The following is a 26672-nucleotide window of genomic DNA, read 5'->3' on the forward strand; positions in this document are numbered from 1 at the left end:
GCCATCCAGGGCCTCCCGCTTCCCCGTGCCCCGCTGGGCGGAACACGAAAGAGCGGAATTCTAGCGGGACCGGATACGACTTGCAAGTACGAATTCAGGGTTTTCCTTAGCGACCCTTGCCGAGGCCAACTGCTTCGTCGAAACAGCCGGCGTCCTCCTCAAAAATCAGTACCCGCTCAGCCGCGCACTCATATAAACGACATCGCTCAACTCACGCCGCCACATGCCTACGCATTACCCGCTCGACCAGATTCAGATAGTGATCGAGATCGGGTGTCGCGCGATCTTTCACCTTTGCGCGATCGTCCCAACGACGCAGCCTCAACGCATCTTCCGCGTAGGGCTTTTGCAGAAATGCCTCGGCATCCTCCCTGCTGAAGATGCCGCCCTGCAACTCGAGACTGCGTACCGAATCAGCGGAAAGCTGGCCGAAGTAGGTAGCATCGATTGCGCAGAGGCAGCGCTTCGCGTCGACGTGCAGGCGAATCGGCTCCAGCACCGCGTCCGACAACACCGGCCGCAAAAAAGGCAGCGCGTAATACTGATGCAGATCGTCGATGCCGTGCTGCGTCGGCGTCTCCCCCTGCAGGTTCAGCAGATGTCCAAGATCATGCAAAAACGCCGCCGCGACCAGTTCCTCGCTCGCGCGCTCTTCCTCGGCAAGCGCGCCGCTCTGCAACGCGTGCTCGAGTTGCGTCACCGGCTCGCCGCTATATGCGAGGCGGCCGTGTCGCTCGAACAGCGAACGGATATCGTCCAGATTCAATGCCATCCGTCACTCCCACGGTAATGAATACGTCTTCTGATTGGTAAAGCGCTTCGTTGCTTCCTGCCCTCCTTGTGGCCAGGCTCCGAGTCCCTGATGCTGCCGAACAGCATCAGCTCGATCCGGCAACCCGGCAGGCTCCATACGTTGACTGCCCGCGCACTTCGTTGACGATGAAACACGTGATCGCGTCCTGCCGGTTCGCACAATACGCACGACGACAAACCGAGTGGCATCCCGTTGCTGATTCCGATCGCTTCGTCGAGCGTATCGAATGCGATGACCAGCGACGCCGGGCCAAATGGTTCCTCCCGCACGAGCCTCATCGACCAATAGACGTTGTCGCGCAGGGTCGACGCGTATACCGCGCCGCTACGTTCGTTGCTGATGTGCAAACGCGCGCCTTGCCTTGCACCACCGCTTCCATGCCCACACGCCCCGAGCAGCTACGCGGCAGCAGCGGTGGCATCGATCACCGTACCGATCCTAAATCGACGCCTCGAACGGATCGCCCTACGCCCAGGCACACGCTACCCCGACGACCGACGCCCGCAACTCCACCGCGCCGCGCTCACGACAACGACGCCACCCCATTCAGCGCGACATCGAAAACATCGAAGTTGCGCAGCCTCGCCGCACCGCGGCCGTCATCGGAAACCGGCCTCCCGATGCGCCGGTTGAACAGCAACGGCACCTCCTGCTCCGAGATCCCGCCATGCGAGCGCAACGGCACGGTCAACCCGGACAGATCGTGCTCGTCGCGGCGCGTGCCGAACACAACGTGCTTCGCGCCGATCACCACGAGGTCGCCGACACGATCCTCCGGCAATTCGAAGCGCGCGCATGCGGCGCGCCGGTCGAGCACGACGTCGATTCCCGGCAGACGGCCAATCCGCGCCATCACGGACTCAACCTCGACATCGCGCGGCAGATAAACCGTCGCGAACGAACCGAGCGCGCCATGATGCACGACGTACGGATCGGTAATCGGCAGAATCACGCGCGCCGTATTCGCGCCGAACCAGTCGTCGAGCAGGTCCTGCAGATAAATCACGTTCGGCTCGCCGGTTTGCGAATCGTGCTTGGCGTTCATGCCGTGATCGGCAGTGAGGCCGATCACCCAGCCAAGCGCGTCGAGCTGCGCGAGATAGCGGTCCATCATCGCGTAGAACGCGTTCGCGCCCTCGGTGCCGGGCGCGCATTTGTGCTGGATGTAATCGGTGGTCGACAGATACATGAGGTCGAGCCTGCGCGTCTGCGCGAGCCGCACACCGGCCGCGAACACGAATTCCGACAAGCCGGCGCTATACACGTCGGGCAACGGCAAGCCGACCAGATCGAGCACGTCCTCGATGCCGTTTTCCTCGCGCGTCACCTTGTCGGCCTTTTCGGCCGAAAAGCAGATGCCCTTCAGTTGCCAGCCGAGCAGGCCGCGCAACTTGTCCTTCGCGGTAACGACCGCCACCGCGGCGCCTGCCTCGGCGGCCGCCGCGAGCAGCGTGGGCGCGCGCAGGTACGCGGGGTCGTTCATCATCACCGCCGCGCCCGCGCCGCCGTCGGCGTCCGGGTTCCAGAAGTAATTGCCGCAGATGCCGTGCACGGACGGCGGCACGCCGGTCACGATCGAGAGGTTGTTCGGGTTCGTGAACGACGGAATCACGCAGTCGCCGCGAAAAGCCGCGCCGCCTTCGAGCATCGAGCCGATAAACGGCGCGACGCCGGCGGCGACCGCGGCTTCCAGATACGCGAACTCGCAGCCGTCGACGCAGACGACGACGGTCGGTTGCGAAGGCAGCCGATAGCGGCGCCCATTGACGTCGATCGTACGTTGTCCGGAATGTGTCATTGCAGGGATTTCCATCGGCGGGGATTTCGTTGTGGGTCAATCGTTGCAAGAACCGGCATGGCCGCTGTGCCGCTACCGCTTCGCCATCATTTTCCGCGTGCACCGGACTCGCACCCGGCCGCCATGCTCCCGGCCGTGCGAACCTCGCCCGCTCCACACGCCGCATGCGCACGCAGCCGCCCGTCATGCACATGAGCATGCATCAACGCAGCCGCGCGCCCGGCGTCGCGCGATGCGAGCGCGTTCAGAATCGCGCGATGCTCGGCGAGCGAGCGCTCCATCGCGTCGGCTTCCACCGCGAGCGCCGCGCGGCGAAACAGGCTCAATTCGCTGACCAGCCGCCGATACGTCTCGTACAGCTTCGCGTTACCGGCCGCCGCGACGATCGCGTCGTGAAACGCGACGTTCGCGCGGCCATACGCGTCGCGATCGTGCGACGCAAGCGCGGCGCGCATCGCATCGAGCCAGTCGCGCAGCACCGCGAGCCTGCCCGCGTCGATGCAGGTCGCCAGCATCCGGCATGCGGCCTCTTCGAGCAGCGCGCGCACAGCGTAGATCTCGTCCGCCTCGGCGAGCGACACCGTGCGCACGAACACGCCGCGATTCTTCTCCGTGCGCACGAGGCCCGCCTGTTCGAGCGCGCGAAAGGCTTCGCGCACCGGTCCGCGCGACACCTGCAGCCGCGCCGCCCAGTCCGCCTCGTTGAGCTTGTCGCCCGGCGCCAGCGTGCCATCGACGATATGCCGCTCGATTTCGTCGCGCACCAGCGCCGTCAGCGAATGCCGGCGCACGACCTCGATGGGATCGACGGAAGCAGACTGCATATTTTCGGTCATTTTGACAAAATTTGCCGCCTCACCTGGGCGCTGCGCTACGCTAGTCGGCATACCGCACGGGCTCGCCTCCGTCAGATCACGACTACGGCCGCCGGCCAGTCCAATCAGCCTCCGAGCCGAACCGGCAATCAGCCGCCCCGCCGACGCGGCGCACGCGCCGCGATCAGCAGCAACGCAACCAGCGAAACCAGCAGCAGGATCAGCGACAACGCCGAAGCCGGCAGGTAGTAGCCGCGCTCGACCTGCCCGACCACGACGATCGGCACCGTCGCGAAACCCGGCGGATACACGGTCAGCGTCGCGCCGAGTTCGCCGAGCGACAGCGCGAAGCCGAGCGCGAGGCTCGCGCGGATCGCCGGCACCAGTTGCGGCAACACGACGCGGCGCAGCACCATCGACGGCGGCGCACCGAGGCTCGCCGCCGCTTCGCGCAGCACCGTCAACTCCGGGCGCAGCGCCGCCGCGGCGCAGCGGTAGCAGAACGGCAGCACCAGCGCGAGCTGCACGAACACGACGATCGCCGCCGAACTCGACAGATCGATCGGCCGCTTGTGATACGCGATCAGCACCGCGAGGCCGAGCACCACGCTCGGCACGCCGTTGGGCATCATCGCGATCGTGTCGACGAGCGCGCCGAGCCCGCGCCGGTCGCGGCCCTCGAGCGCGAGCGCAAGCCACAAACCGAGAATCGTGCCGAGCACCGCGACGCCCATGCCGACTTCGAGACTCGTCGTCAGCGCGTCGAAGTCGCTCGAACCGAGGCGTTCGAACCAGCGCATGCTGAAGCCGTCGGGCAGGATCGTGCCGGACCAGTGCGAGGCGACGCTCGACAGCGCGACCACCAGTACCGGCAGCACGAACAGCCAGAAGCACAGCAGCGCGGCGAAGCCGAGGAACAGACTGCCCAGCACGCGCACCGCGAGGTTGTGACGCACCGGCCGCGCCTTCTTGTGCATGACCGGCAGCACGGTCGGATCGAGTTCAACGGCCATGACCGGCTCCTTTCTCCTTGCGGCTATTGACGCGCCGGTACAACGCGTAGAGCGACAACGACATCAGCAGCATCACCACGGCGCCGGCGGCGGCGGTCGGCAGATCGAGATCGACGGTGGCGGCGCTGTAGATCGCGACCGGCAGCGTAATCAGATGCGCGCTGCCGAGCACGAGCAGAATGCCGAACTCGTTCAGGGTCAGCAGAAAGCACAGGATCGTGCCGGCCGCGATGCCGGGCCACGCGAGCGGCAGGATCACCCTGAACGCCACCATCATGCCGTTCGCACCGAGGCTGCGCGCGGCCTCGATCAGACGCTGGTCGAGCAGCGCGAACGACGCCAAAGTAGGACGCACGACGAACGGCGTATAGAACACCACTTCCGCGAGCACCACGCCGCCGATGCCGAACAGGAAATCGAGCGGCGGCGCCTGCAGATTGAAGAGCCGCTGCAAGCCGATGCTGACCGAACCCTGCGAGCCGTACAGAAAGATCAGCGTGAACGCGACGAGAAACGACGGAAACGCGACGAACAGTTCGAGAAACCGCGTGACCATGCGTGCGCCCGGAAACGGCTTGAAGAACAGCAGCGCCGCGAGCGCCACGCCGAGCAGCGAGGCGAGGCTCGCGCTCGCGAACAGGATGCCGAGCGTCGTGCCGATCACGCCGCGCGTATCGGGATTGCCGAAGAACGTCGCATAGGCCTGCCCCGAAAAGCCATGCGCACCGCTCAGGCTCAGCAGCACGAGTCGCACGAGCGGATAGATGACGAGCGGGCCGAGCACCACCACGACGATAAACAGCAGATGCCATTGCGCGAGGCGTTCGCGCCGCTTCACCGCAGCCGCGTGTGCCGCCGCGCTCGCGAGACGGCGCGCGGCGGCGGCGTCGTTCGGGACACCGAGCGAATTGGGCGTATCAGGGCTTGATAAGGACGACATCGTCAGCCTCGTAACGCAGGGAAACACGCGCGCCCTTCTCCGGCATCATGCCGTGACCGCGCTGCATCGTGACGAGCACGGGTTCGTTCGGCAACGCATCGAGCACGACCGACACCGACACCACCGCGCCATACCACTCGACCGACGCGATCGCGCCGTGCAACTGCCCTTCGCCGAGCGGCACGATGCGCAGCGCCTCGGGACGCAGACAGGCGACCCGCTCGCGCTCGTTGTGGCGCGCGTCGTCCATGCCGAACGCAACCTGCGGCGGCAGCAGATTGGCCGCGCCGAGATAACGCGCGACGAAGCCGTCGGCGGGCGTGTCGTACAACTGCTGCGGCGTGCCGAGCTGCGCGATGCGGCCCTCGCGCATCAGCAGCGTGCGGTCGGACAGCACGAGCGCGTCGTCCTGATCGTGCGTCACGCAGACGATCGTCAGATTCGGCAGGCGCTCATGCAGCGCCTTCAGTTCGGAGCGCACCGAGGCGCGCAGATTGGCGTCGAGCGCGGAGAGCGGTTCGTCGAGCAGCAGCACATCGGGCTCGATCACGAGCGCGCGGGCCAGCGCCACGCGCTGCTGCATGCCGCCCGACAGTTGCGCGGGCATCACGTGGCCGGCGTCGCCGAGCTGCACGAGCTTGAGCGCATCGGCGACGCGGCGCGCGACGTCGCGCGCTGGAACCCTGCGCGCGCGCAGGCCGAACGCGACGTTCTCGAACACCGTCAGATGCGGAAACAGCGCATAGCTCTGGAACAGCAGACCGAGATTGCGCTTGTGCGGCGGCACGTGCGTGAGGTCGTGGCCCGCCACGGTCAGCGTGCCGGCAAGGCCGTCCGCCTCGATGAAGCCCGCGATGAAACGCAACAGGGTCGTCTTGCCGCAGCCGCTGCGGCCGAGCACGGTGAGCAGCTCGCCGCGCTGGATGGTCAACGACAGATCGTCGAGCACCGTGCGCGTGCCGAAGCGCACCGTCAGATGATCGATCTGCACGCCGCCGGACGCATCGGAACGCGCGGCGTCGAGCGCATCCGATGAAGCGCCAGGCGCATTGGGGTGAGCGAGACTGGCCGTATTCACCGGGTCTTCCTCCAACAAGATTAAAGCTGATGCGGCGCCACGCGCGACACCCGGGCCATTGCATCGGCCCGGCCGCCGGCACGGCGCCGCCTGAATCCAGGCAAGTCCGGCTGCGCCGAGCACGGCGCGCGACCGGACGTACTTCAAACGCGGCCCGCTTCGGCCGCTTATTGCGAGCGACTCTTTCAGCCGCCCGGTTCAGCCGCTGATTGCGGCCGCTGAGTGAGACTGCTTATTGAAACCGCTTACTGCGGCTTGACCACTTCGAGCTGCTTGCCCGACGAACCGATTACGTCGTTCTTCCAGCGCGTGGTCCAGTCGGCCTTCTTCGCCATCACCTGGTTCCAGTCGACCGGAATCAGCTTCACGCCCGTGATCGCCTGCTTGACCGCCGCGCCGTTCTTGCCGGCGAGCGGCACGTCGGTGCGGCCCGGAATGCCGAAAATGTCCGGCACCTTCGACTGCACTTGCGTCGACATCAGGTAGTCGATCAGCTTCTTGCCCTCGGCCTGGTTCGGGCCGTTCTTGATCAGCGCGATCGCGTACGGCAGCTGGAACGTGGTCGGCTGGCCGCCGGGCGCGGCCGCGAGGAACACCGGCTTCAACGACAGGCCGCCGTTGGCCGCGTCGTCGAGGTCCATCTGCAGGTCGCCGTTGGCGACCGCGATTTCGTTGCGCGAGAGCAGCACGTCGAGGTAGCCCGTGCCCTTGGTGTGGAACTTGGCGCTCTGCTCGAGCTTCTTCAGATAGTCGAACGCCTTGTCCTCGCCCATCAGTGCCGAGGTCAGGATGATCACGGCCATGCCGTCGCCGGCGGTCGCCGGGTTCGAGTAGGCCACCTTGCCGCTGAAGTCCGGATGCAGCAGGTCCGCGAAGGTCTTCGGCTGGGTCTTCGTGACTTCGGGGTTGATCGCGAACGAGAAGTAGTTGTTCACGAAGGTCGCCCACGCGCCGTTCGGCGCCTTGGCGATGGCCGGCACGTTCTTGTAGTTGGCGCTCTGGTACGCCTGCAGCAGCCCGCCCTGGTCGGCCTGCTGGATGAACGGCGGCAGCGTGACGAGCACGTCGGCCTTCGGCTGATCCTTCTCGATGGTCGCGCGGTTCACGACTTCGCCGCTGCCCGCCGTGACGATATTGACCTTCACGCCTTCCTGCTTCTCGAAGCCCGGCAGCACGTCCTTGTACAGATTTTCGAGGCCGTCGGCGGTGTACAGCACGACCGCGCCGGCCGCATGGGCCTGCATTGCCATGCCGCCGAACGCCGCCGCGGCGACCAGCGCCGGCAGCAGTTTGCGCGCGAGGCCGGCCGTGGCGTGAAGGGAATTCGTCTTTTTCATGTCGCTCTCTCCGAAAGGCAAAAAACCAGACGGTCGGGATAACCCATACCTGTAGTGATTGAATGGCGGCACGCGCCGTTTGCATGTTGCCCGCAGCCGTTGCCGCGCCGGTCTCCATCGATTGCAGATTGCCGACAACTTTGCCGCATCCCGCTCCGCCTGACCGCCAGCCCGTCTCCGATACTCGCGCTGCCTGCCATGCCTGAACGGGCACGGCAAGAATCACAGGTTTCGATGACAACGCCGTGACTATTCCGCCGAATTCCAAAAAACGACACAATTTGCCAACTCAGGCCAACTCGCGCGAACCACGGCGCGACCGGCGCACGAGCGTCCGCGCACCGCATCCATGCCGATCGTACGTGGCGAAAATGACGCTGTGTGCAGGATGCGCCGCGAAACCCGGGTGACGGCAGCGGCGCCGGCTTACGCCGGTTCGCGCGGTGCGCTGAGCGGATTCGTGGCATTTGCCGGTTTCGGCGGCACTCGCCTCGCCCGTAACGGGCGGACAGGCGTTCGGACAACGGCGCCTAGTCGGACAACGGCGCGTATTGTGCACGCCCACCCGGAATCCTGCAGCGAGCCGGGGAGCCTTTTTATCGAGCTTTTGGCGGATAAGGAACGAGATCCGTCGCGTTGCCTCGGGCAAGGCCGGCGAGCGGGCCGGCAAGCGCAACACGGACCGCCGCCGCGCCGCTCGCCGCCGGCGACCGGACTCAGGCGATCAGAATCTCCGGCCCATGCGCCGTGATCGCCTTGCCGAGCGCGCGCTCGGGCGCCAGCTCGGTGACCAGATAACGCGCCGACTCGATACCGTTGATGCGCACCGGCGTCACGCGGCCGAACTTCGAGTGATCGGCGACGATCACGACCATGTCGGCCGCGGCGATCATGCGGCTGCGCACTTCGGCGGCCATGCGGCTGTAGTCGCTCAGATAGCCATCCGGCGAAATCCCGCCCGCGCCGATGAACGCGAAGTCCGCGTGGTACTGCGTCAGCTGGTGGACGGTGTCGAGGCCGAACGTGGCGTCCTCGATATCGGACAGCTCGCCGCCGAGCAGCGTCACGCGGTTGTCGTTGCGCCGGCCGAGCAGCAGCGCGATACGCCAGTCGTTCGTATAGACCGTCAGCCGGTGCCGGTCGAGCAGCGCGCGCGCCACGGCCTGGGTCGTGCTGCCCGAATCGATGATCAGCGATGCGCCGTCCGGCACGAACTCGGCCGCGCGCTCGCCGATCGCGCGCTTGGCGCCGGCATTCTCGGCTTCGCGTGTATCGAGGTCGGGCTCGCGCCGCTCGTTCGACAATGCGCCGCCGTGCGTCGTCACGAGCAGGCCGCGGCCGGCCAGGGCGTTGAGATCGCGGCGGATCGTTTCGCGCGATACGTTCAGTTCGCGCACCAGTTCGGCAACCGAAAGCGCGCCGCTTTTTGCGACTTGAGCGAGGATGTATTGATGACGTTGTTCTGCAAGCATCGGTGAAGGGCCGCGAGCGGCACGCCTGGGTTTCGTCGTAGTTGAGGAAGGCCGCTGTATTGTATTACGCGTGTCATGCATCATGGCCCGACGAACACGCCAACCGGCGCCCCGACCTGCTAACCTTGACGCGCCAGGACCGGCCATCGGGCAGACGCGCGGCACGCAGCGCCGCTGCCGTTGTCGTCGTCACCGTCGTCACCGTCGCCACCGTCGTCATCGCCCCGACCGCGTCCGGCACCACGCACCCCGCCTTGCCGTCAACCGAACTACCGATGCCGCCACTGTTTCGCCGTCTACTGCTGCTATCCCACGCGCTGCGTTACGGCGCGCGCCTGATCTGGCTCGCCGCTCCGCGCGAGCACAAACTGCACTGGATGATCGAGCTGGTCAGCCGCGTGCATGCGTCGGAGCGCGGTGGCGCCCAGCTGCACGGCGTGCTGCCGGCGCTCGGACCGCTCGCGAGCCGCTTCGCGCAGACGCTCGCCGAGCGTCCCGAACTCGCGGCCGGCACGCTGCACGACGCGCTCGACGCCATCGATCACATGGAAGAGCCGCTCGCGCCGTCCGCGTCGCAGGAAGCGCTGGCGAAAGCGTTCGGCCGCCCGCTCGCCGAACTGTTCAGCGCGGTCGACCTCGTGCCGGTGCGCAGCGGCTTCGGCGAGCAGACGCATTTCGCGCGGCTCGCGACACCGGTCAAGGGCCACCACGAGGTCGCGATCAAGCTGGTGCGCACGCAGCAACTGCAACAGATCGGCGACGAACTCGCGCTGCTGCGCTGGGCCGCGCGCTGGCTCGAAAAGCTCTCGCGCACGGCGCGCCGCCTGCAACTGCGCGCGCTTGCCCAGACCTTCACCGACGACATCCTGCGCCGCTTCGATCTGCGCGCCGAAGCGGCGAACCTGAGCCAGACCGGCCATCATTTCGACGGCGACAAGCGCATCGCCGTGCCCGACGTGATCTGGGAACTGTGCACCGCCCACACGCTGACGATGCAGCGCATCAACACGCTGCCGGCGAGCGACCTGCCCGGCCTGCACGCGCATCGCATCAAGCTCGCGCCGCTTGCCGCGCATATCGTCGAGGTGGTCACCGAGCAGGCGTTCGAGCACGGCTTCTTCCACGCGACGCTCGATGCGCGCCGCGTACGCGTCAGCATCGAGCCGGACACGCTCGGGCGCCTCGTGCTCGCGGAGTTTTCGATCATGTCGACGCTGTCGAGCGGCGAGCGCGAATTCTTCGTGCACGGCGCGACCGCGCTGTTCGACCAGGATTACGGGCGCCTCGCCGGCATGCATCGCGATGCCGGACACGTGTCGCACGACACGCGCGCGGAAATCCTCGAAGCCGAATTGCGCACGCGCGCCGAAGCGCATTTCGCGGCCGCGCCCGAGGACCGCTCGGCGGGCTCGCTGTTTCATCATCTGCTGCACGGCGTGCTGCCGTTCGACGGCCACGTGCCGGGCCGGCTCGCCACCGCGCAGCGCTCCTTCCAGCAGGCGGAGACGCTGGCGCGCGCGCTGCATCCGGGCGTCGATACGTGGAACATCGCGCGCGGCGTGCTCGCCGATATCGCGCGGCGCGACCTCGATCATCGCGGCTGGCTCAAGCGCATCTCGCACGAGCTGCCGCATCTCGCGCACATGCTGCCGCGCGTGCCGCAACTGGCGGTGCGCTATCTGCAGCAGCAACACGATCGCGCGCGCACGCCGCAGCAGAACGCGCAACTGCTCGCGGAAATCGCGCGCGAATGCCGCCGCACGCGCTGGCTGCTGTGGGGCTGCGTCGTATGTGGCGGTGCAATCGGTGCGGGGGCGGTGTTGCTGATGTGGTGAGACGGCACGGGGAGCGGGGTTCCGGTGCGTACGCCGGGGCGGCCTGGGCGGCCGTTTCGGCACATCTTTGGGTGAGCCGTTTCGACAGCCGGCCGCTGCCTCGGCCAACGCAACGACCGCTGCCAAGGCCGCCACGCGCGGGCGTTCATTACCTCGCCCGCATCCGTTCAGTTGCAGCCTCGAACAAGACGCGCGGCACGTCCGCCGGCAAGATGGCGGCTTTTTCACGCCGCCGACCTTCGCCTCGGCACGTCGCCATGCTCGCATCCCTTATCGCCGCCGTCTTCGTCGTGCTGTGGTCAACCGGCTTCGTGGTCGCCCGCGCGATCACGCCTTACGCCGATCCAAATCTGTTCCTGCTTGCCCGCTTCGGCGGCACCGCGCTCGTCTTCACGCTTGCCGCGCTCGGCGCGCGCGCGACATGGCCTCGCGGCCGCGACCTCGGCAAGCATCTGGCCGCGGGCGCGCTGCTGCAAGGTGTCTATCTCGGCGCCGGCTACTGGGCCGTCGCCCAAGGGCTGAGCGCTGGCGTCATGGCCCTGCTCGGCGCGCTGCAACCGCTCGCGACCGCCGCCGTCGCCGCGCCGCTGTTCGGCGAGCGACTCTCGCGGCGCGGCTGGAGCGGCATGGCGCTCGGCCTCGCCGGCGTCGTGCTGGTGCTCGCGCCGAAGCTCGCCGCGGCGACGCCGCCGACGCACGGCAACGCGCCCGCGTGGCTCGTCGTGCTCGTGTCGATCGTCGCGGTTGCCGCGATCACGGCGGGGACCCTGTTCCAGAAGACCTCGCTCGCGAGAACCGACATTCGCAGCGCGAGCGCGGTGCAAAACATCGGCGCAGCAAGCGTCGCGGGCATGCTCGCGCTTGCGCTCGGCGAACATCGCTGGATCGCCTCGGCGACGCTATGGGTCTCGCTCGCGTGGGGTGTCGTGATGCTGTCCGGCATCAGCGTGACGCTGCTCGTGTGGATGGTCAGGCGCGGCGACGCGGCCCGCGCGACCGCGCTGATGTTTCTCGCGCCGCCGCTTGCCGCGCTCGAAGGCTATCTGGGATTCGGCGAGACGCTGTTGCCGGTGCAGATCGCCGGATTTGCCGTGGCGCTGGTGGGCGTGGTGCTGGCGCGGTCGTGAGATGCGGCTGCGCGGCGCCGAAACCATCCGCACGGCGATGCGGACCACGATGCACCCCGCCGCGCCGGCGGGGCGATGGCACGGCAACACAGCAGCACGGCGCAAGAAAACGACAATAGGGCGCGCCGTGCCCTGATAAAGGCCTGCAGCGAAAAAACCGAGCGCCGCCTCAGTGCATCAACTCAATGCATTCATTCAATGCATCAACTTACTGCATCGCCTCAATCCGCCGTATCGGCATGTGCCGGCATCTTCGCGCGCGCACTCGCGCCCGGCGCCGGCGACCACGCCGGACGCCCCTTGCGCTGCGAATCGACGACGACGATAAAACGCCCCGCCCACGGCATGATCTGCCGATCGCTTTTCAGCACCCACAGCGATTTGCCCGAATCGACGAGCGCCGCGTATTCGGCGTCGAGAATGCCGTAGTGATCGAGAAACGCGTTGAGCGACGCGGGAATCCGCACGCAGCCCTTCGAATGGCGGATGCCGAGCAGCGGTTCGAGCCGCTCGGGATCGGTCGCGTGCATCTGGAAACGCATCTGCGAGATGCCGCCCTTGCCCCAGCCGCGCTCGCCCTGCGCCCAGCCGAGATCGAAGATGCGCATGTCGCGCTTGCCGTAGCCGCGAATATGGTTTTCGTTCTGCGTGCCCTCGGAGCGGAAATCCATGTTGTCGGGTGTATGTTCGAATACGCCAAGCGGCGTGATGAAGTGGTCGTATTCGCCGGGCCGTCCGGTCGAGACCGGCGACGCGCCGATCATCTCCCAGGCGTCGCCCGGCGTCGCGCGAAAATAGATGAAGAGCGCCTGCACGTTGGCGTTGCGATCGACCAGCACGACGTATTCGCCCGACAGGCTGCCGAGCGCGTGCGCATCGAGGGCCGCCGCGAGCCGATCGGCGTACGCGCGCTGCTCGGCGGCCGGCACCTTGAGCCGGCGCGTCACGTCCCGCGCGAACACGTCGCGCAGCAGGAACGCCCGGCGCGGATCGACGACGCCGGCCGCATCGGGCGCGGCCACCTCGGCCGCGTTGATCGGCGTCGACGGCCGATTGGCGGGATGCGCCGCCGCGACTCGCGACGCCGGGGGTTGCGCCTTCGCGGCAGGCGTTGTCGCCTTCACTACCGCAGGCGTTGCCGGCACGGCCGACACCGCATGCCCCGGCGCCGCACTTGCGGCACCCGGCGCACTCGCCGCCTGCGCCGGCAACGCGCACATCCCAACACACGTCCCTGCGCACGCCAACACGCCAACGGCGCGCGCCAGGCTGCGACGAGCAGCATGCGCAACACGACTCGCACCTAGCGTGCGGTATGAAAACGGCATCTCGATCATCTCGCGTCGACGCACCACCGGGACGGAAGCCGCATGTTCCAGTTCAGGCTGGCCAGGCCAATCCCGGTCGTTTATCGCGTATCAGAGCAAACATGATTATTATTGATTGCCCGCCGCTTTAGCGCAGCGCGCGGAACGACGATATTACTCAGCGCATGGCTGCATGTCGATGAAAATACAGCCGATTTTCGAATTCTGCGAAGCGGCTGACAAATTTCGGCAAGCGGTGTGTGAAGCGGAAAATCGCCATGACCTGATTTAAATCGAATCCCTGAAATAAAACCGTGGAACGATCGGCCGGTTCATCCGCTAAAAAACCTTTCCGGGCCACCGTGATGCGGCTCGATACTTAACCGTTGCGCGAGGAGTCAGAACAATCATGGTCCAACACGATCCAGCCGCCCGCCAGGCAAGCATTGCAGCCGAAATGCACATTGCCGCGGAATTCGACGCACAGCATGAAATCGAGCGCCGGATCGATTTTCTCGCGAACTATCTGCGTAGCAGCGGCCTGAAAACTTATGTGCTGGGAATTAGCGGCGGAGTCGATTCGACAACGGCCGGACGTCTCGCCCAACTCGCGGTCGAACGTTTGCGCGCGAATAATTACAATGCGCAATTCGTCGCAATACGTTTGCCTTACGGCATACAGCGCGACGAAGCCGATGCCCAGCAGGCATTACGCTTCATTCGCGCCGACGAAAATCTCACCATCGATATCCAACCCGCCGCCGATGCGCTGCTCGCATCGCTCGATAAAAGCGGCGTGTTATTCAAGGATGGCGCACAGCAGGATTTCGTGCACGGCAATATCAAGGCGCGCCAGCGCATGATCGCCCAATACGCGGTGGCCGGCGCGCGGGCCGGCGTCGTGATCGGCACGGACCACGCGGCCGAATCGCTGATGGGCTTCTTCACGAAATTCGGCGACGGCGGCGCCGACGTGCTGCCGCTCGCGGGCCTCAACAAGCGCCGCGTGCGCGCGGTGGCGCAAGCGCTCGGCGCGCCCGAGGCGCTCGCGCACAAGGTGCCGACCGCCGACCTCGAAATGCTGCGTCCGTTGCGCCCCGACGAAGACGCCTACGGCATCCCCTACGATGCGATCGACGACTTCCTCGAAGGCAAACCGGTCAGCGATGCGGCGCGCGCGGTGATTCTGCGGTTCTACGAAGCGACGCATCACAAGCGGGCGCTGCCGTATACGCCGTTCGACTGGCCGACGCGGCACGACGAGAAATAACGTCTGGCGGCTGAGGCGCGGGGCGCTTGATGCGCGGCAATGAAAACGGCGGGGATGCGCGATTGGCCGCGCATCCCCGCCGTCGTCGACGCTATCCAGGAAGCCCGCCGGGAATCGGGGTACCGGGTGACGCCCTTAGCGCTCGGGCGGCGGTTCGTCGCTGAACAGATCGGCGCTCGCTTCGAGCGGCTGGCCGCCCAGATGCTTGCCCTGAATCTGCCGCGCGATCACGTCGCCGACATACGGCACGTTGGCGTCCAGTTCGACCATTGCGTAGGCGCCGGGTTTGCCGGCGTCCACGACTTCGACGTTTTTCGCGTAATGCCCGAGTTCGCGCTTCAGAAACTCCCGTACTTCCTGCTCGCTGCACGATTCGGCGATATTGCGCACGGTCAGGTTCATGTGGCCTACCCTCGACGCGCGTGGCGACCTGTCCGGCGATCCGCGCTTTCGACGCGCACCGGCCGCAGCGCCGCGCTCTGTTTCGCCCGAGCGGCGGCGAGTTCGCGGATCAGGACCGCGCCCGCGACAGCCAAAGCGAGCAAGGACAAATAGAAGGCCATCATTCAAATCTCCTCTGCGAATTTCGTCCTGTTGTCAGGATTGCCATCTTCGACACCAGCGGCGCGGCGCAACCGTGCTGCGGGAAACGGTGAAACGTCGCCGTCAATGCACTGTACCTGAATCGGCCGCGCCAACAACAGAAAAACATCGGCGGATTCAGCACGGTGCATGCCCGGCCGGCGCGACTGCTACGGTTCAGCCAAAGATCGGCCGCTATCGACGGCTACTGGCTGCCACCGGCTGCTACTCGCTGCGGCAAACACGCACCGCCACGGCGCGGCGCAAAGCAAAGCGTGTCGCGGACGGCATCCCGCGGGGGACGTGCGCAAAAGGCGGGCTGATCGAGCCGATCAGTCCGCCGCTTGCACGTTGGTCGCGTTCACCCACCACGCATTCTTGCCTTTCGGCAGGCGGACCAGCACCGCGGACGGATCGTCGACACCGTCGTCGACGATCTGGCACACCGGCAGGCCATCGGGCAGATGCTTCACCTGGCCGGCCGCCTGGAACAACGCGATGCGCTGCGCGCTCAGCGGATGCAGTTGCCGGTACACGTCGAAGCTGATCGCCGCGGGCACGTCGCCGCGAATCACGAGCGAGTCGGCACGCGCGCAATGAGCGGGCTCGGCGGCGAGAGCAGCGGCGCTGCCGCACAGGCCGGCGATGCTGAGCGCCACGGCGGCGAGACGGGAATGGGTCATGGTGTTTCTCCGAAAAATTGGGGATAGCGAACCGCGAACTGTCGCTCGCACGGGCAACTCGCATGGACGTGCGCACGGCGGATTCTCGCGAAAGCGCGCGCAACCGGACGATGCAAACCGATCCGGCCTGTCGGCCACGCGCACGCGCGGCCTCGAACCCTGCGCTCAGGGCGCGCGTTCGTGCGCCTCGCCGCGCCGGTCGGCGCTGTCGTTTTCGCCTGCGTCGTCGTTGGCGTCGCCGGCCGCGACGTCGAGCCGGCTCACGTCGCACGAGGCCCGGCCGAAGCCCGAATAAAGCGCCGACCAGTTGCCGACGATCGCCGTCTGCGCCTGCGCGAGACTCAGTTGGCCCGTGCAAACGCAGTGCTTGAGCATGACCGCCGCGCGCGCCTTGCGACGCTCGCCCTGCGGACCGGCCCACGGCCGAAGATCGAGATTGGCCGGCGCGTCCGGCGAACCGCCGAGCACGACCGGCACACGCCGGTCGAGCGCGAACGCGACGCCGTCGTCTGCATCGATGCCGCGCGCGGCCAGCATGCGATCCTTGTGCGCCATCAGTTCGTCGAAAGGCGGCGCGACCGCATCCGCGTAACCGGCGCGGCAAATCGTTTCACCGATCGATTGCTGCGTGACGCGCTCATCGAGCATCGTGCCGCCCTGCGCGGCGGCGTCGCCGATATGCAGCGCGCAGAGCGCCACGATAAAGCTCGCGCCCAGCCGCGCTGCGCGCCGAGCCTTCGGAGCGGGGTGGACAACACCGCTCGCGCGCGCGAGTAGCGGCGCGCGAGCGTCGTCGTTGCTGCGGGTCACGTCGCGGAAAAAACGGCTGCGACGCGTGTCTGCCATACCTGCATTCATTCGTCGGCGCGCCGGCGGAGGCGCGCGGTAGTTCAATTCGCAGGGCAATTAAAACATATTCAATATGCTTAGGTACAAAAGCCCGGCACACGCCTGCGACGCGAGCCGGGATCATGAGCCCATTAACGTGCGCGGCAACAGGCGGCCAGGCCGACTGGAAGCCCCTGTTTCATGGCAGTTCCTGCGCGAGGCGAGCAACGACGAAAATCGACACGCCCCACTGCGGCAGCCCCCGCCGCTACTTCTCGACCCGCGCCTGCAACGCGCGAATCCGGCCGAGCGCCGGTTCATTCGAGAGCGTCTGTTCGTACATCTGCGCGAGGTCGGCCTTCAGCGCGGTGCGCGAGCCGCCGTCGAGATAGACCATGTGCCCCGACGGATAGAACCGCGCCGACAGGTTCTGCCGCACCTGCTGGCTGAGCAGCGGCATCTGCTGGAGATCGAGCACGGTCTGATAGAACGGCGTCACGAAGTCGAAGAAGCCGTTCGCCGACAGCACCTTCAGGTCGGGATTGAGCGCCATCACCGCCGCGAGGTCGCCCGCCGTGTACAGGATGATGTTGCCCTTCGGGTCGACGCCCTTCTGCGCGCCGGTCGGATCGATATGGCTGAAATCCCAGTACTTGAACGCCTGGTCGTTGAGGTCGGTGAACGACGAATTCGACGTGTACTTCAACTGCTCGTTCAGGTACACGTTCCACATCGTCGTGTAGACGCCGGTCACGGCGGTCATGGTCGGATCGTTGCCGCCGGAGTTCGGATCGATCTTGCCGGCAATGCCGGTCTCGATCGCGGTCACGCGGCCGTCGTATTCGCCGAGCGCGAGACCTTGCGCCTTGAGCAGCGTGGTCAGGAACAGCGAATTGCCGCGGCTGTCGTAGCCCGCGATGTCGAGGCTCCACGCGAGCAGCGTCGTCTTGTCGATGCCGGTGTATTCGCTGAGCTTTTCGACGGTCGCGGAATCGGTGGTCGGAAACTTGCGCAACGCGGCCAGATAGTCGGTGCGCGAGAACTGCGCGACCTCTTCGGCAAACGCGCCGAGATCGGTCGGGCGCGGCGCGACGCCGAGCTTCCGGTGATACCAGGCGTCCGCTGCCGCGGTGGGCAACGCGCCGACCGGATTGCCGGCCTGCGTATAGTCGAGAATCGACGATTGCAGCGTGATGCCGTTCAGATCGACGCCGTCCTCGTGCAGGCGATACGCGAGCACGCAACTACGCGCCGTGCCATACGATTCGCCGAACAGATACTTCGGCGAATTCCAGCGGTTGTTCTTCGTCAGAAAGCGCTTGATGAACTGCTTGAGCGAATCCGCGTCCTGATCGACGCCCCAGAAGTCGCGATTCTTCTTCGGCGCGATGGCCGCCGAATAGCCGGTGCCGACCGGATTGATGAAAACGAGGTCGCTTTTGTCGAGCAGGCTGTCCGGATTGTCTTCCATCGCATACGGCGCGGGCGGCGTGAAGCTCGGCATCGACGTTTTGATGCGGCGCGGCGCGAACGAGCCGAGCAGCACGAACACCGACGACGACCCCGGTCCGCCGTTATAAAAGAACGTGACCGGCCGCGTTTCTTCCTTCTGGTTGTCCTGCGTGAACGCGACGTAGAACATCCGCGCTTCGGGCTGCGAGCTGCTCGGATCGACGATCACGAGATGCCCTGCCGTCGCCGTGTAGTTGATTTTCCTGCCGCCGATCGTCACCGCGTGATGCGTAACCGCGGCGGTCTCCGCCGTCTCGGTCACCGAATCGTCCGGCCCGTTCCCGTAGGCGACCGGATCGAAGAACGGCTGATCGCCGGACTTGGCCTTGTGCGGCTCGCTGGTGGTGACCGCAGCCGCCGTGGCCTCGGTGGATGCGTTGTGCGACGGATGCTGACTACCGGAAGCAGACTCTGTGTTCGTCATGATCGCTCCATGGGTTCGATTTAACGTGCCGCGTCTTCGCTTTACGTCCTCGCCATACGTCTTCGTTTCGCGTCCTTGTTTCGCGTATTCGCCTTGTATCCTCGGTTTACATCCGCGCTTCTTCACTTCCGCGCTTCATTTGCCCGCTTCATTTGCCCCACTTCACTTCCTCGCCTCACGTCCTCTACCGGCGGTCCGCCACGTATCGCGAACCGTTGCCGACTGTCGCCGCCAGCCTGTTGACTATAGTGCGGCCGCCACCTTCTGGCCAATCGGACTGCCCAGTCCCGTGCAAGCGTCCCAGCCCACCGATGCCGCGAAACTGCCGTTGTTGCCCTGCGTGATGTCGTTGCAGACGCCCGGCGCCTTGTAGAGCTTCGCGTTGACAAAACCGGCCGGCTGCCCGTTCGCCGCGTTGATCCGCGCGATCAGCGCCGCCCATAGCGGCGCGACCGCGCTCGTGCCGCCGATCACCGTCTGCGTGCCGTCGATCAGCACGCTGTAGCCGGTGACGGGCGACGCATCGCCCGCGACGTCCGGCACGCCGCGCCCGCCGAGCGCCACGCTGCCGCCGCCCGGCGACGTCACCGACAAGCCCTTCTGCCACACCGGCACCGCAAACGCCTGGCTCACTCCGCCGCCGCTCGCGCCGCCCTGTTCGCCGTCGTTCCACACCACCTCGCGCGTGATCGACGAGCCCGACGCGGTGAGCTGCGTGCCGCCGCACGCGAGCACGTACGGGCTCGATGCAGGGAAGTCGACCTGATCGCCGCCGCCCGAGCCATCGCTCGAACCGCTGTCGCCCGACGCCGCGCAGATCGTCACGCCGAGCGCCGCCGCCGACTGCAGCACGCTGTTGAACGCCTGCATCGACTGGCTGGTCCAGACCGACTCGGGCGCGCCCCAACTGATCGAAATCACCGAGGGCTTATTGGCCGTGTCGTGCACCGCGCGGCTCACCGCGTCGATAAAACCGGCGTCGCTGTTCTGCGTGAAGTACACGGCGATGGTCGAGCGCGGCACAATCGCGCCGACGATCTCGATGTCGAGCGTGACCTCTCCGTCGGGCCCGTTCGGGTCGCCGCTCGGCCGATTGCCGCCTTGATCGACGCCGACCGCTGTCACGTTGGGCGAGGCCACGCCGAGGCTCGAAAAATACGCCGTGAGATCGGACGTGTTATAGCCGCCGCCGAGTTCGATGATGCCGACACACTGGCCGTCGCCATCGCCTTGCGGAAACTGGTAGAGCGAGGCGAGCTGCAGCGGCGTGAACGACGCCTGATGCGCGCGCGCCGGCACGAACGGCGGCCGGATGCGGAAGTGCGGCCGCGCCTGTGGCCGGTTGTCGAGCCCGAGCACCGCCTCGACGACGCCGTGCAGATCGTCCGGCACGCTGATCGTGCCGGTGCGGCCGCGAAACTGCCCGGCCGTGTGATGCTGATAATGCGCGAGTGCGACCTCGAACGCGCTCTGGAACTGCGCGATCGTGCCGCTCAGCAGGACGAGGCGCGCCGCCGGGTCCTCACGCACAACCGTCAGACCATGCGCGGCCGCGAACGCCCCGACCTTCGCGATATCGTCCGGCGCGGCGCCGTAGTCTTGCGCGAGCGCTTCACGCGAAAGCGGTTTGACGCTCGGGTCGCCGGCCTCGATCCGGCTCATCAGCGCATCGAACTGCGCCTGCTGCCGGCGGCGCAGCATCACGAAAACCTCGATCCGCTCCGTCGGATCGCATTGCCCGACGACCTTTACGCCTTGCTCGACCGTGCGCTCGCTGCCCGGCAATGGGTGCCTGTTGACCATGGTGTCGACTCTCCTGTTAGCGTGGCGGGCCCGCACGGTGCGCGCACGGCCCGGTTGCACCTCAGCACGCCACGCGCCTGCGCGCGCGCCGCCTTGCCGCCTGGCCTCGTTTCACGCAGCGGCGGCAAGTTGCTGTTCGAGGACTTCGTTCAACCGTCCGACCCGGGCATTCGAGCACAGTTCCGGCGCGCGCGGCAGTTGGCCGAATGGCTAATGTGCATCGCACGTGCGGCGCGCTATGATGCTTCAGCGGCATTCCAGCCGCTTCATTGTTGCCTCGCGCGCCGGCCCGCGCGCACGATCGAGAAAATCAGAGGAACCCATGTCAATTTCGATGTATCAAGCATCATTGCCTGTGCTGATTCGCGGTCTCACGAACCTGCAAGCCATCCTCGGCAAAGCCGAGGCGCACGCGGCCGCGAAGCAGATCGAGCCCTCGGTGTTCACGAACGCCCGGCTCGCGCCGGACATGCTGCCGCTCGTGCGTCAGGTCTATATCGTGAGCGACACCGCGAAGGGTTGCGCCGCGCGGCTGGCCGGCGTCGAGCCGCCGAAATTCGAAGACGTGGAACAGACGTTCGACGAATTGCAGGCCCGCCTTCAAAAGACGATCGATTATCTGAAGGAGTTCAACGCCGCGCAGATCGACGGTTCCGAAACGCGCGCCATCACGCTGAAAATGCGGGTGGGCCCGCTCGAATTCACGGGCATGTCGTATCTGTTCGGCTTCGTGCTGCCGAACTTCTATTTCCACGTGACGACCGCGTACGACATCCTGCGCCACAACGGCGTCGAACTCGGCAAGCTCGATTATCTGGGTACGATGCAATAAGGAGGCGGGCCGCCGGGTCCCCGCCTGAAGCCGGTCGGCATCGGAGCAGCAGCGGACCGGCACCAAGCCAACCCCGGCCAAGCCGCGCCGCGCGCCGGCGCCCTATGCAGCGAGGCGCTATGCGTGGATGCGCGGCTGGAACGCAATCACCGCCATGCCGGCGAGCGTCAGCGCGACGCCCGCCGCATCCCAGAGCGTGGGCCGCACCTTGTCCACGCCCCACAGCCACGCAATCGCCACCGTCACGTAGACACCGCCGTAAGCCGCATACACGCGGCCCGCGGCGGTGCCGTGCAGCGTCAGCAGCCATGCGAACAGCGCGAGGCTCAGCGCCCCGGGCAGCAACAGCCACGCGGAGCCGTCCTCCTTGAGCCAGCGCCACGGCAGATAGCAGCCGAGAATTTCGGCGACGGCGGTCACGACATACAGCAGGAAGGTTTTCATCGATGAAGGGAAGCAAGCCATTGTGTCGCCGCGCGCGGCGCGGCGGGGTATCCGTGAAGCGCGGGCAAGTAAGACGGCCCGCGCCGCTATCGGCTTTATTAACACAATCACTTGGCGCCGCGAACATGGCGCATGCGACAGTCGCGCTACCTCAACCCTGACGGCTATCGGTTATGAGCATCGAGTCACCCTGCATCGACATCTGCAAGTTCGACGACAAAACCGGCTTTTGCATCGGCTGCATGCGCACACGCGACGAATGCAAAACCTGGAAGAAGATGAAGGACAAGCATCGCAGGAAGATTATCGAGGACCAGCCGCGGCGCGAGCGCAAGCTGAAGAAGTGAGCGACAGTGAACGGCGCCGCGGGGCATCGGCGTCTTCGCTTCGCTGCCCCGCCGCCCTCGCGACACCGCCTCAATCGAGCGAAAGCCGCAGCGCAAATCCGATCAGCGCAGCCGAGAACGTCCAGCGCTGCAAGGTCTGCGCGAGCGGATGAGCGCGCATCCAGCTGGCGATGCGCGCGGCGCCGGTCGCATATAGCGCGTCGAAGCATGCGCCGGTCACGAGCAGCACGACGCCGAGTTCGATCATCTGCAGCGCGACCGGCCCCGCCTCCGGCCGTACGAATTGCGGCAGCAGGACCGAACAGAACAGCAGCGCCTTCGGGTTCAGCAGATTCGTCAGCAAGCCTTTGATGAACGCGGTCCGCAACGGACGCGCCGCAGCGGCATTGGACGCCACGGCAGCACGCCCCTCGTCGGGCAGAGCGAAGCCCGGCGAGCGGAAAATCTGAATCCCGACCCACGCAAGATAAACCGCGCCGACGTAGCGCACCGCGTCGTACAGCCACGGCGCGTTGCGCAACAGCGCGGCCATCCCGCATGCCGAGAGCGTCACGTGCGTGGCGCGCGAAAGTCCGAGCCCGGCCGCCGCCGCGAAGCCGCTGCGCACGCCGCGCGCGATGCTGGTTTGCAGAATCAGCGCCATGTCCGGCCCGGGCACCGCATAAACGACGAACAACGCCGCGATATACACGGCCAGCAGGTGAGCGGAAATCATGGAAGCCTCCTTGTTTTTAGAGGCTCTATCTTGCTATCGGCGGCAGAGTGTTTGCTGGCGAATTGCCGATCCCAAACCTTCATTTGAAGCGGAATGCGCTAATATTTGTTCACTTTACCGAGCTTTCCCCCACCCCTCGCCGATACTCCGAAACCATGCCCGCCGCCGATCTCGACAAAACCGACCGCGCCATCCTCGCCGCGCTGCAAAACGACGGCCGCATGCCGAATGCGCGGCTCGCCGAAACGGTCGGCCTCAGCGAAACGCCGTGCGCGCGGCGTCTGAAACGCCTCGAAAACGACGGCTATATCGATCATTACCGCGCGATGCTGTCGCGCGCCGCGCTCGGCCTTGGCGTGGTCGCGTTCGTCTACGTGCGCTTCGCGGTGCACGACCGCGCGACCGCGACGCGCTTCGAGCGCGAGGTGCAGGCGATCCCGCGCATCCTGTCGTGCCACAACGTGTCGGGCAGCGCCGATTACATCCTGCAGGTCGTCGCGCGCGATCTCGACGACTACGGCGCGTTCATGCGCGACGAGTTGCGCAGTCTGCCGGGCGTGACCTCGGTGGAGTCGTCGTTATCGTTGCGCGAGGTGAAGCCGTATGGCGGCCTGCCGCTTTCCTGATGCCGCTTTCATCAACGCGAACGTGGCATAGTCACGCCTTTGAAGCCCTCTTGCGAAGCGGCGCGAGCCGCTCCGATGCAACCCGACGAACCGGAGTTTTCATGGATCACGACAAGGCGCGAGCCGAAGAAACCGCCGCGATGGAACGCGTGCTGACCGCGACAAAGCGGGTGCAGACGGCGTTTGCGTCGCTGCAGACACAATTCCCGCCGGCCGGCGCCGGCAAACCCTCGCAGTTTGCCCTGCAAACGTTCGACGCCGCCTTGCAGGAACTCGAAGACGCGCAAGCCGCCTTCGACGAAATGCTCGGCGATCTGCTCGACGGCAATCGTTGAGCCGGAGCCGGCCGGCCCGGCGCCCCGCGCGACGCTATCTGAGCGGCGCCGCCCTGCCGCTCACGTTCGGCGCGCGTGGATCGGGGTTCATATAGAGGGCCGTGCCGTTGGCGCGCATGTCGTTGAGCACGGGGCCGGCGCCGGCTGAACCGGTGCCGTACGCCGTGCCCGGCGACGTTCCCACGCCCGGCGCCGGGCCGCCGCCGACACCCGTGCCGAGGCCCATGCCGGCCGCGCCGTGCCCCGTGCCGCTGCTCCCGCCCGATTCGCCGGATTGCGCGCCGCCGCCCGGGTTGCCCAACTGCTGGGCCCATCCCACCTCCGCGGTTCCCGCCATCAGCACCACCGCAACCATCACCGCTCGCGCGATCCCACCTGTTCCGCTTCTCATGACTCACCCCTGGCTTCGATTTCATCGACCCCACGGCACGACGCCGATAGCGCCGCACGCTCCCCTCCTATTCTGAGCCCGCCGCCCAACGCGTGCAGCGGCGCTGCCCCCGCACGGAGCGTGCCCGCGCGCGTTATGATCGGTCGTAACAGCAGACCGGCCGAGCGCGCACGCGCGGGAGCACGACGCAGCACGATGGAGCACGCCTACATCCACCTTTTGCATCTGCTTGCCGGCCACTCGGCGTGGATGCTCGCGGTCGTGTTCCTGGCGGCTTTTCTCGAAGCGATCGCCGTGATCGGCACGTTCGTCCCCGGCAGCACCGCGATGTTCCTCGCCGGCGCGCTAACGGGCACCGGCGCGCTGAGCCTCGCCTGGGTATTCGTCTGGGCGATCCTCGGCGCGGTCGCCGGCGACGGCATGAGCTTCTGGCTCGGCAGCCGCTACAAGGAGCACATCGCCCAGATGTGGCCGCTGAGCCGGCACCCCGAGCTGCTTGTCGCGGGCCAGCGCTTCTTTCTCAAACAGGGCTCGAAAAGCGTCGTGCTCGCGCGCTTCATCGGCCCGTTGCGCGCGATCGTGCCGGTCGTCGCCGGCATGATGGACATGAGCCCGCTGCGCTTCTACGCGATCAACGTGCTCTCGGCGCTGCTGTGGGCGCCGGCGCATATCCTGCCGGGCGTCGTGTTCGGCGCGTCGGTGCTGCTCGCCGGCGCGGTGTCGTTCCGGCTCGTCGTCATCATCGCGATGCTCGTGTGCATCGTCTGGCTCAGCTTTCGCGGTGCGAGCTTTCTCGTCTCGCACGCGAACGCGTGGTCGAGCGCGGCGGGCCGCCATCTCGGCAACTGGGCCTGCCGCCATCCCGGGCCGCTCGGCCGCGCCGCGCGCCGCATGCTCGATCCCGATGCGCCGGACGCGACCAGCATCGTCGTGACCTCGCTGCTCGTGCTCGTGGCCGGCGTGCTTTTCTTCGGTATCCTTGGCGATGTCGTCAGCGGCGATCCGCTGACCACCGTCGATCTGTCGGTCTATCGCTTCCTGCAATCGGTGCGCACGCCCTGGGGCGACACGGTGCTGGCCCATCTCGCGACGCTCGGCAGCGGCATCACGCTGAGCGCGCTGATCGTCACGGTCACGCTGTGGATGCTATGGGAGCGGCGCTGGCGCACGATCGGCTACTGGCTCGCGGCGGTCGCGTTTTCGCAGCTGCTGATTCTCGGCCTGCAACTGGCGATGCGCCGCGCGCCGCCCAACGAACTGATGACGAGCCACTACGTGTTTCCGAGCAATCACGTCGCGGCGACGGTGATCGTCTACGGCTTTCTCGCGTTTCTGCTCGCGCGCCGGGTCGGCAAGATCGAGGGCGTGCTGGTCGCGGGCGCGAGCACGCTCGCCGTGATCGTCGTCGCGTTCGCGGGCGTGTACTTCGGCCGCTACTGGGTGTCGGATGCGATCGGCGGCGCGGCGCTCGCCTGCGGCTGGGTCGCGATCGTCGCGCTGACGGCGATCTGGCGGCATCCGCAGCCGCCGCCGCAACGCCGCTTGATGCCGCTCGTCATGCTCGCGGTCGTGGCGTTCAGTGTGGCCGCGCAACTCGGCGTCGAGGCGCCCACGCCGCCCGACAGCACGCCGCGGCCGCCGCCCGTGCGGCTCACCGAGGCGGCATGGCGGATGTCCGAATGGAAGCGGCTGCCCTGTTTTCGCTCCGACATGGGTGGCGACCGCAAGGAGCCGTTCACGCTGCAATGGGTGTCGGAGCCCGCCACGATACGCGACCGGCTGCGCGCGCAGGGCTGGATCGAGGGCACCGACATATCGGCGCGCAGCCTGCTCTCGCTTGCCTCGCCCGACGTCGCGGCGGTGGCGCTGCCGGTCTTGCCGAAGCTCGACAACGGCGTGCCGTCGTCGCTGGTGTTCATGCGGCCGGGCGAGTCGCGCGAGGAACGCTACGTGCTGCGCTTCTGGCCGAGCGGCTATGCGGTCGACAACGGCACCTCGGCCGCGCCGCTGTGGGTCGGCGCTTTGGCGCACGAACGGCTGTCGCGGCCATCGTGGCCGATCAACATTCTGCGCATCGACAAGGACACGACCGCGCTCGCGGCAAGCGCGAAATCGGGCGCGGCACTCGGTGCGACGGTTCTCGCGGAAGTGGCATGTCACGGCGTGCCGGTGTCGCTGCTCGTTTCGCCGGGAAATTGAGTTCACGGACAAAGCGGCTGTTGCGTCATATGCGGCGCATAGACGATATGCCGTGCGTAGACGAACGGAAAAACATGTCGGCGCCCGAGCGCCATTGGAAATTCGCGTATTGCAATCGGTGACCTCAGCATGGGCTTTTCCGATC

At 66.6% G+C, this 26672-nt stretch carries 28 protein-coding genes; 8 read left to right on the forward strand and 20 right to left on the reverse strand.

Annotated features, from left to right (window positions below; genetic code table 11):
• Positions 1–211: 211 nt before the first annotated feature.
• From F3J19_RS29605 to F3J19_RS29645, 9 genes are all read right to left on the reverse strand, one after another.
• Complete coding sequence (locus tag F3J19_RS29605; RefSeq protein WP_167049580.1) at positions 212–772, reverse strand: phosphonate degradation HD-domain oxygenase; 561 nt, start codon at positions 770–772, stop codon at positions 212–214.
• Positions 763–1161, reverse strand: a complete 399-nt coding sequence (locus F3J19_RS29610) for an aldehyde dehydrogenase family protein (RefSeq protein ID WP_167049582.1) — start codon at positions 1159–1161, stop codon at positions 763–765. Before F3J19_RS29610 ends, F3J19_RS29605 begins: the two co-directional genes overlap by 10 nt.
• Positions 1162–1337: 176 nt before the next feature.
• Positions 1338–2612, reverse strand: coding sequence for a phosphonoacetate hydrolase (gene phnA, locus F3J19_RS29615; protein ID WP_167049584.1), 1275 nt, complete (start codon positions 2610–2612; stop codon positions 1338–1340).
• Positions 2613–2698: 86 nt separating this feature from the next.
• Positions 2699–3448 (reverse strand): phosphonate utilization associated transcriptional regulator, encoded by a 750-nt coding sequence (locus tag F3J19_RS29620; protein ID WP_167049585.1) that lies wholly within the window; start codon positions 3446–3448, stop codon positions 2699–2701.
• A gap of 128 nt (positions 3449–3576) precedes the next feature.
• Positions 3577–4440: a 2-aminoethylphosphonate ABC transport system, membrane component PhnV gene (gene phnV, locus F3J19_RS29625; RefSeq protein WP_167049587.1), complete on the reverse strand. Its 864-nt coding sequence runs from the start codon at positions 4438–4440 to the stop codon at positions 3577–3579.
• Positions 4430–5380, reverse strand: coding sequence for a 2-aminoethylphosphonate ABC transporter permease subunit (locus F3J19_RS29630; RefSeq protein WP_167049589.1), 951 nt, complete (start codon positions 5378–5380; stop codon positions 4430–4432). The genes phnV and F3J19_RS29630 overlap by 11 nt, the downstream gene beginning before the upstream one ends.
• Entirely contained in the window at positions 5358–6458 is a 1101-nt protein-coding gene (gene phnT, locus F3J19_RS29635) for a 2-aminoethylphosphonate ABC transport system ATP-binding subunit PhnT (protein WP_167049591.1), read from the reverse strand. Before phnT ends, F3J19_RS29630 begins: the two co-directional genes overlap by 23 nt.
• 245 nt (positions 6459–6703) lie before the next feature.
• Complete coding sequence (phnS, locus tag F3J19_RS29640) at positions 6704–7795, reverse strand: 2-aminoethylphosphonate ABC transporter substrate-binding protein (protein ID WP_167049593.1); 1092 nt, start codon at positions 7793–7795, stop codon at positions 6704–6706.
• A gap of 716 nt (positions 7796–8511) precedes the next feature.
• Positions 8512–9267: a DeoR/GlpR family DNA-binding transcription regulator gene (locus F3J19_RS29645; RefSeq protein ID WP_167049595.1), complete on the reverse strand. Its 756-nt coding sequence runs from the start codon at positions 9265–9267 to the stop codon at positions 8512–8514.
• A 275-nt stretch (positions 9268–9542) separates the two neighbouring features.
• Between F3J19_RS29645 and F3J19_RS29650 the strand changes: the two genes are divergently transcribed.
• Entirely contained in the window at positions 9543–11102 is a 1560-nt protein-coding gene (locus tag F3J19_RS29650; RefSeq protein ID WP_167049677.1) for an AarF/UbiB family protein, read from the forward strand.
• Positions 11103–11359: 257 nt separating this feature from the next.
• Positions 11360–12229 carry a DMT family transporter gene (locus F3J19_RS29655; RefSeq protein ID WP_167049597.1) on the forward strand — a complete coding sequence of 290 codons (870 nt, stop codon included), beginning with the start codon at positions 11360–11362 and terminating at the stop codon, positions 12227–12229.
• Between the two features lie 221 nt (positions 12230–12450).
• Here the strand turns inward: F3J19_RS29655 and F3J19_RS29660 are convergent, their stop codons facing one another.
• On the reverse strand, positions 12451–13449 hold the full coding sequence (locus tag F3J19_RS29660) for a L,D-transpeptidase (protein WP_240159345.1): 999 nt from the start codon (positions 13447–13449) through the stop codon (positions 12451–12453).
• Between the two features lie 265 nt (positions 13450–13714).
• The gene (locus F3J19_RS29665; RefSeq protein WP_167049599.1) at positions 13715–13897 is read right to left on the reverse strand and encodes a hypothetical protein; all 183 of its coding nucleotides are present in this window, start codon (positions 13895–13897) and stop codon (positions 13715–13717) included.
• Positions 13898–13945: 48 nt separating this feature from the next.
• Here F3J19_RS29665 and nadE point away from each other — a divergent pair, with 48 nt between their 5' ends.
• A complete protein-coding gene (gene nadE, locus F3J19_RS29670) occupies positions 13946–14806 on the forward strand; it encodes an ammonia-dependent NAD(+) synthetase (protein ID WP_167049601.1) in 861 nt (286 codons plus the stop codon).
• A 135-nt stretch (positions 14807–14941) separates the two neighbouring features.
• On the opposite strand, the gene F3J19_RS29675 is transcribed toward nadE, so the two are convergent.
• The 6 genes from F3J19_RS29675 to F3J19_RS29700 form a co-directional block, all read right to left on the reverse strand.
• The gene (locus F3J19_RS29675; protein ID WP_167049603.1) at positions 14942–15208 is read right to left on the reverse strand and encodes an RNA-binding protein; all 267 of its coding nucleotides are present in this window, start codon (positions 15206–15208) and stop codon (positions 14942–14944) included.
• 5 nt (positions 15209–15213) lie between these two features.
• Complete coding sequence (locus F3J19_RS29680; RefSeq protein WP_167049605.1) at positions 15214–15372, reverse strand: hypothetical protein; 159 nt, start codon at positions 15370–15372, stop codon at positions 15214–15216.
• A 348-nt stretch (positions 15373–15720) separates the two neighbouring features.
• Complete coding sequence (locus tag F3J19_RS29685; RefSeq protein ID WP_167049607.1) at positions 15721–16071, reverse strand: hypothetical protein; 351 nt, start codon at positions 16069–16071, stop codon at positions 15721–15723.
• A 165-nt stretch (positions 16072–16236) separates the two neighbouring features.
• Positions 16237–16929, reverse strand: coding sequence for a hypothetical protein (locus tag F3J19_RS29690; protein ID WP_167049609.1), 693 nt, complete (start codon positions 16927–16929; stop codon positions 16237–16239).
• Between the two features lie 238 nt (positions 16930–17167).
• Entirely contained in the window at positions 17168–18835 is a 1668-nt protein-coding gene (locus F3J19_RS29695) for a peptidase S1 (RefSeq protein WP_167049611.1), read from the reverse strand.
• A 243-nt stretch (positions 18836–19078) separates the two neighbouring features.
• Positions 19079–20638, reverse strand: coding sequence for a S53 family peptidase (locus F3J19_RS29700; protein WP_167049613.1), 1560 nt, complete (start codon positions 20636–20638; stop codon positions 19079–19081).
• A 322-nt stretch (positions 20639–20960) separates the two neighbouring features.
• Between F3J19_RS29700 and F3J19_RS29705 the strand changes: the two genes are divergently transcribed.
• Entirely contained in the window at positions 20961–21470 is a 510-nt protein-coding gene (locus F3J19_RS29705; RefSeq protein ID WP_167049615.1) for a DUF1993 domain-containing protein, read from the forward strand.
• 117 nt (positions 21471–21587) lie between these two features.
• Here the strand turns inward: F3J19_RS29705 and F3J19_RS29710 are convergent, their stop codons facing one another.
• Positions 21588–21914 (reverse strand): YnfA family protein, encoded by a 327-nt coding sequence (locus F3J19_RS29710; RefSeq protein ID WP_167049679.1) that lies wholly within the window; start codon positions 21912–21914, stop codon positions 21588–21590.
• Positions 21915–22087: 173 nt separating this feature from the next.
• Here F3J19_RS29710 and F3J19_RS29715 point away from each other — a divergent pair, with 173 nt between their 5' ends.
• Entirely contained in the window at positions 22088–22261 is a 174-nt protein-coding gene (locus F3J19_RS29715) for a DUF1289 domain-containing protein (protein WP_167049616.1), read from the forward strand.
• A 70-nt stretch (positions 22262–22331) separates the two neighbouring features.
• On the opposite strand, the gene F3J19_RS29720 is transcribed toward F3J19_RS29715, so the two are convergent.
• Positions 22332–22976, reverse strand: a complete 645-nt coding sequence (locus tag F3J19_RS29720) for a LysE family translocator (RefSeq protein WP_167049617.1) — start codon at positions 22974–22976, stop codon at positions 22332–22334.
• Between the two features lie 155 nt (positions 22977–23131).
• Here F3J19_RS29720 and F3J19_RS29725 point away from each other — a divergent pair, with 155 nt between their 5' ends.
• On the forward strand, positions 23132–23602 hold the full coding sequence (locus tag F3J19_RS29725) for an Lrp/AsnC family transcriptional regulator (protein WP_167049619.1): 471 nt from the start codon (positions 23132–23134) through the stop codon (positions 23600–23602).
• Between the two features lie 101 nt (positions 23603–23703).
• The gene (locus F3J19_RS29730; RefSeq protein WP_167049621.1) at positions 23704–23937 is read left to right on the forward strand and encodes a hypothetical protein; all 234 of its coding nucleotides are present in this window, start codon (positions 23704–23706) and stop codon (positions 23935–23937) included.
• 34 nt (positions 23938–23971) lie between these two features.
• Here F3J19_RS29730 and F3J19_RS29735 read toward each other — a convergent pair whose 3' ends face one another.
• Positions 23972–24328, reverse strand: coding sequence for a hypothetical protein (locus F3J19_RS29735; RefSeq protein WP_167049623.1), 357 nt, complete (start codon positions 24326–24328; stop codon positions 23972–23974).
• A 195-nt stretch (positions 24329–24523) separates the two neighbouring features.
• Here F3J19_RS29735 and F3J19_RS29740 point away from each other — a divergent pair, with 195 nt between their 5' ends.
• Positions 24524–26527, forward strand: a complete 2004-nt coding sequence (locus F3J19_RS29740; protein ID WP_167049625.1) for a bifunctional DedA family/phosphatase PAP2 family protein — start codon at positions 24524–24526, stop codon at positions 26525–26527.
• Positions 26528–26672 lie beyond the last annotated feature (145 nt).

This window comes from Burkholderia sp. Ax-1724 (assembly GCF_011752995.1).
GTDB lineage: Bacteria > Pseudomonadota > Gammaproteobacteria > Burkholderiales > Burkholderiaceae > Paraburkholderia.

Bases quoted from the DNA above. Each gene is read 5' to 3' on its own strand.
- F3J19_RS29690 (WP_167049609.1), bottom strand. From the start codon at position 16,929: ATGAATGCAGGTATGGCAGACACGCGTCGCAGCCGTTTTTTCCGCGAC.
- F3J19_RS29630 (WP_167049589.1), bottom strand. From the start codon at position 5,380: ATGTCGTCCTTATCAAGCCCTGATACGCCCAATTCGCTCGGTGTCCCG.
- F3J19_RS29700 (WP_167049613.1), bottom strand. From the start codon at position 20,638: ATGGTCAACAGGCACCCATTGCCGGGCAGCGAGCGCACGGTCGAGCAA.
- F3J19_RS29620 (WP_167049585.1), bottom strand. From the start codon at position 3,448: ATGACCGAAAATATGCAGTCTGCTTCCGTCGATCCCATCGAGGTCGTG.
- F3J19_RS29705 (WP_167049615.1), top strand. From the start codon at position 20,961: ATGTCAATTTCGATGTATCAAGCATCATTGCCTGTGCTGATTCGCGGT.
- phnS (WP_167049593.1), bottom strand. From the start codon at position 7,795: ATGAAAAAGACGAATTCCCTTCACGCCACGGCCGGCCTCGCGCGCAAA.
- F3J19_RS29730 (WP_167049621.1), top strand. From the start codon at position 23,704: ATGGATCACGACAAGGCGCGAGCCGAAGAAACCGCCGCGATGGAACGC.
- F3J19_RS29685 (WP_167049607.1), bottom strand. From the start codon at position 16,071: ATGACCCATTCCCGTCTCGCCGCCGTGGCGCTCAGCATCGCCGGCCTG.
- F3J19_RS29675 (WP_167049603.1), bottom strand. From the start codon at position 15,208: ATGAACCTGACCGTGCGCAATATCGCCGAATCGTGCAGCGAGCAGGAA.
- F3J19_RS29680 (WP_167049605.1), bottom strand. From the start codon at position 15,372: ATGATGGCCTTCTATTTGTCCTTGCTCGCTTTGGCTGTCGCGGGCGCG.
- F3J19_RS29660 (WP_240159345.1), bottom strand. From the start codon at position 13,449: ATGTGCGCGTTGCCGGCGCAGGCGGCGAGTGCGCCGGGTGCCGCAAGT.
- F3J19_RS29735 (WP_167049623.1), bottom strand. From the start codon at position 24,328: ATGAGAAGCGGAACAGGTGGGATCGCGCGAGCGGTGATGGTTGCGGTG.
- F3J19_RS29655 (WP_167049597.1), top strand. From the start codon at position 11,360: ATGCTCGCATCCCTTATCGCCGCCGTCTTCGTCGTGCTGTGGTCAACC.
- F3J19_RS29650 (WP_167049677.1), top strand. From the start codon at position 9,543: ATGCCGCCACTGTTTCGCCGTCTACTGCTGCTATCCCACGCGCTGCGT.
- nadE (WP_167049601.1), top strand. From the start codon at position 13,946: ATGGTCCAACACGATCCAGCCGCCCGCCAGGCAAGCATTGCAGCCGAA.
- F3J19_RS29720 (WP_167049617.1), bottom strand. From the start codon at position 22,976: ATGATTTCCGCTCACCTGCTGGCCGTGTATATCGCGGCGTTGTTCGTC.
- F3J19_RS29710 (WP_167049679.1), bottom strand. From the start codon at position 21,914: ATGAAAACCTTCCTGCTGTATGTCGTGACCGCCGTCGCCGAAATTCTC.
- F3J19_RS29695 (WP_167049611.1), bottom strand. From the start codon at position 18,835: ATGACGAACACAGAGTCTGCTTCCGGTAGTCAGCATCCGTCGCACAAC.
- F3J19_RS29605 (WP_167049580.1), bottom strand. From the start codon at position 772: ATGGCATTGAATCTGGACGATATCCGTTCGCTGTTCGAGCGACACGGC.
- F3J19_RS29645 (WP_167049595.1), bottom strand. From the start codon at position 9,267: ATGCTTGCAGAACAACGTCATCAATACATCCTCGCTCAAGTCGCAAAA.
- phnA (WP_167049584.1), bottom strand. From the start codon at position 2,612: ATGACACATTCCGGACAACGTACGATCGACGTCAATGGGCGCCGCTAT.
- F3J19_RS29740 (WP_167049625.1), top strand. From the start codon at position 24,524: ATGGAGCACGCCTACATCCACCTTTTGCATCTGCTTGCCGGCCACTCG.
- F3J19_RS29725 (WP_167049619.1), top strand. From the start codon at position 23,132: ATGCCCGCCGCCGATCTCGACAAAACCGACCGCGCCATCCTCGCCGCG.
- phnV (WP_167049587.1), bottom strand. From the start codon at position 4,440: ATGGCCGTTGAACTCGATCCGACCGTGCTGCCGGTCATGCACAAGAAG.
- F3J19_RS29715 (WP_167049616.1), top strand. From the start codon at position 22,088: ATGAGCATCGAGTCACCCTGCATCGACATCTGCAAGTTCGACGACAAA.